The organism is Pseudomonas sp. GW821-FHT09H03 (genome assembly GCF_059415945.1).
The window spans coordinates 1-3,476 of the sequence record NZ_JBWKOF010000033.1 but is presented as its reverse complement, the minus strand read 5'-3'; the positions used below and the strand labels follow the sequence as shown (position 1 = coordinate 3,476).

Annotated in this window: 1 protein-coding gene; it reads left to right on the top strand. The window is 60.2% G+C overall.

The features are described from left to right. The coding region (locus tag AC07OG_RS26270; protein ID WP_495068504.1) for a beta strand repeat-containing protein at positions 1-3,476 on the top strand (3,476 nt) is incomplete at both ends.

Below are 3,476 nucleotides of genomic sequence, written 5' to 3'. Positions count from 1 at the left end.
AACGGTGCGTACACCTTCACCCCGGCCGCCAATTACAACGGCACTGTGCCGACCGTGACCTACACCGTCACTGACGGTTCAGGAACCAATGACACCTCGACCCTGAACATCAGCGTCACCCCGGTCGACGACAGCTTCACCGACGCCAACGAATCGGTCTCCACCCTGGAAGACACCGCCCTCACCGGCAGCGTCCTCACTGGTACGACCAGCGTCGATGGTTCGGTCAGCGTGGTCAACTTCACCGTCGAAGGCGTCAATGGGACCTTTACAGCCGGTCAGACCGCCAATATCGCCAACGTCGGCACCCTGGTCATCGGAGCGAACGGTGCGTACACCTTCACCCCGGCCGCCAATTACAACGGCACTGTGCCGACCGTGACCTACACCGTCACTGACGGCTCTGGAACCAATGACACCTCGACCCTGAACATCAGCGTCACCCCGGTCAATGACCCGAGTGTGCTGATCGCGGACACCAACACCGTCGATGAAGACCACATTGCAACCGGCAACGTGCTGGGTAATGACAGCGATGTCGACAACGCTCTGAGTGTCGCGACATTCACTGTGCAAGGCGCCACCGGTTCCTTTACCGCGGGCCAGGTCGCGACTATCGCCGGAGTCGGTACTGTGACTATCGCCACTAACGGCGACTACAATTTCACCCCGGCCGCGAACTGGAACGGCAACGTTCCACAGATCAGCTACACCACCAACACCAACTCCACCAGCACGCTGGATATCACGGTCAATTCGGTCAACGACGCTCCGACCGTCAATTCCACTTCGGCCCACGGCAATGAAGATCAATTGATCGCCGTGCAGCTTGGTGGCAATGACATTGACGGCAGCGTCAACCACTTCAGCCTGACCAGCCTGCCGGCCAATGGCAGTTTTTACGCCGACGCCGCCGGGACAATCGCATTGACCGCCAGCAGCGTGATCTCCGCTACCGCCAACGGCGCAACGATTTACTTCAAGCCAACCGGCGACTGGAGCGGTACCACCAGCTTCACCTATAACGCGACCGACAACGGCGGTTTGCCTTCCGCGTCTTCCGCGACCGGAACCATCGTCGTTGCGCCAGTAACCGACACCCCTAGCCTGTCACTGACCGGTGGCGGTGTGGTTGCTTCGACCGACTTACAGGAAGTCGCTGTTAACGGCTCCTATAACAGCAACGTCAATGTCAGCAAGCTCGGCAATGGTGCCTGGCACACTGACAACAGCGGTGGCATGGTCGAAATCGGCAAGGCCAGCGTCTACGGTGCCGGCGGCGATAACCAGGTCATTGAACTGGAGCGCAATACCGGTGATGCGAGCAACCTCTACACCACTATCGATGCCAAGGCCGGCACCACTTATAACGTGTCGCTCGACTATGCACCGCGTGCCGGCGTGGATAATTCGCTCATCAATGTGTACTGGGGTGGTCAACTCATTGGCACTCTGAACACCTCGGCCACCGGCATGAAGCACTACAGCTTCGACGTTCCGGTCACTGCCGATGGCAATCAGAAGCTCGAGTTCCGCGCTGGGGACAGCAATAGCGTGGGCGGCCTGCTGGACAACATCAATGTCACTCAGGTGCTCAACTCGGGCCTCGAAGACAACGCGATCCTGCTATCGACCATCCAGGCCCACACCAATGACGTCGACGGTTCGGAAACGCTCGCTCTCACTCTGAGCGGCTTGCCGGCGGGTTCCACGCTCTCCGATGGCACTCACACCTTTAACGCTGCCGACGGCTCGACGTCGGTGGACATTACGGGTTGGAACCTGTCCACGCTCAAGCTGACACCGCCAACGAACTTCAATGGCGACATCCCCCTGACCGTAACGGCCACCGCCAAAGACGGCGATGCCCAAAGCGCCAGCACCTCGCTGCCACTGGTGGTGCACGTTGCGCCCGTCAATGACGCAAGCGTACTGCAAGCAGACCAGAACACCGTCAGCGAAGACCACAACGCAACCGGCAACGTGCTGCACAACGACCACGATGTCGATAATGCCCTGAGCGTCTCCAGCTTCAGCGTGAATGGGGTCAACGGCAGCTTCACGGCGGGTCAGACCGCAACCATCACCGGTGTCGGAACGCTGATCATCGCCAGCAATGGCGACTACAGCTTCAAACCGGCTGCTGACTGGAATGGCAACGTTCCACAGGTGACGTACACCACCAATACTGGCTCGAGCAGTACGCTGAACATCAGTGTTACGCCGGTCAACGACAACTTCACTGACGCTAATGAAACCGTCTCCACCCTGGAAGACAGCGTGGCCACCGGCAGCGTGCTGTCCGGAACTTCGAGCGTTGATGGCACGGTCACTGTGGTCAACTTCACCGTCGAAGGCGTCAATGGCACCTTCACAGCTGGTCAGACCGCCAACATCGCCAACGTCGGCACCCTGGTGATCGGAGCGAATGGTGCATACACCTTTACTCCAGCTGCCAACTACAACGGCACTGTGCCCACGGTCACCTACACCGTCACCGACGGCTCTGGACCCAACGACACCTCGACCCTGAACATCAGCGTCACGCCGGCCGACGACAGCTTCATCGATGCCAGCGAAAGCGTGACCACCGCAGAAGAGACTCCAGTCTCCGGTAGTGTGTTGACGGGTACCTCTAGCGTCGACGGCACGGTCAGCGTGGTTGACTTCACCATCGCTGGCGTTACTGGTACGTTCAACGCCGGTCAGACCGCCACCATCGCCAACGTCGGTACCCTGGTCATTGGTGCGAACGGTGCTTACACCTTCACCCCAGCCGCCAACTACAACGGCACGGTGCCAACAGTCACCTACACCGTCACCGACGGCTCGGGAACCAACGACACTTCGACCCTGAACATCAGCGTCAGCCCGGTCGATGACAGCTTTACCGATGCCAACGAAACCGTTACGGTCAACGAAGACACCGTGGCGACCGGCAATGTGTTGTCCGGTACCTTGAGCGTTGACGGTCCGGTCAGCGTGGTCGACTTCACCGTCGCGGGCGTCACCGGTACGTTCAACGCCGGCCAGACCGCGAACATCGCCAACGTCGGCACCCTGGTGATCGGAGCGAACGGTGCTTACACCTTCACCCCGGCTGCCAACTACAACGGCACGGTGCCAACGGTCACCTACACCGTCACCGACGGCTCGGGAACCAACGACACCTCGACGCTGAACATCAGCGTTACACCGGTCGACGACAGCTTCACCGACGCCAACGAAACGGTCTCCACCCTGGAAGACACCGCCCTCACCGGCAGCGTTCTCACTGGTACGACCAGCGTCGACGGCTCGGTCAGCGTGGTCGACTTCACCGTCGCGGGCGTCACTGGGACGTTCAACGCCGGCCAGACCGCGACCATCGCCAACGTCGGCACCCTGGTGATCGGAGCGAACGGTGAATACACCTTCACCCCGGCTGCCAACTACAACGGCACGGTGCCAACGGTCACCTACACCGTCACCGACGG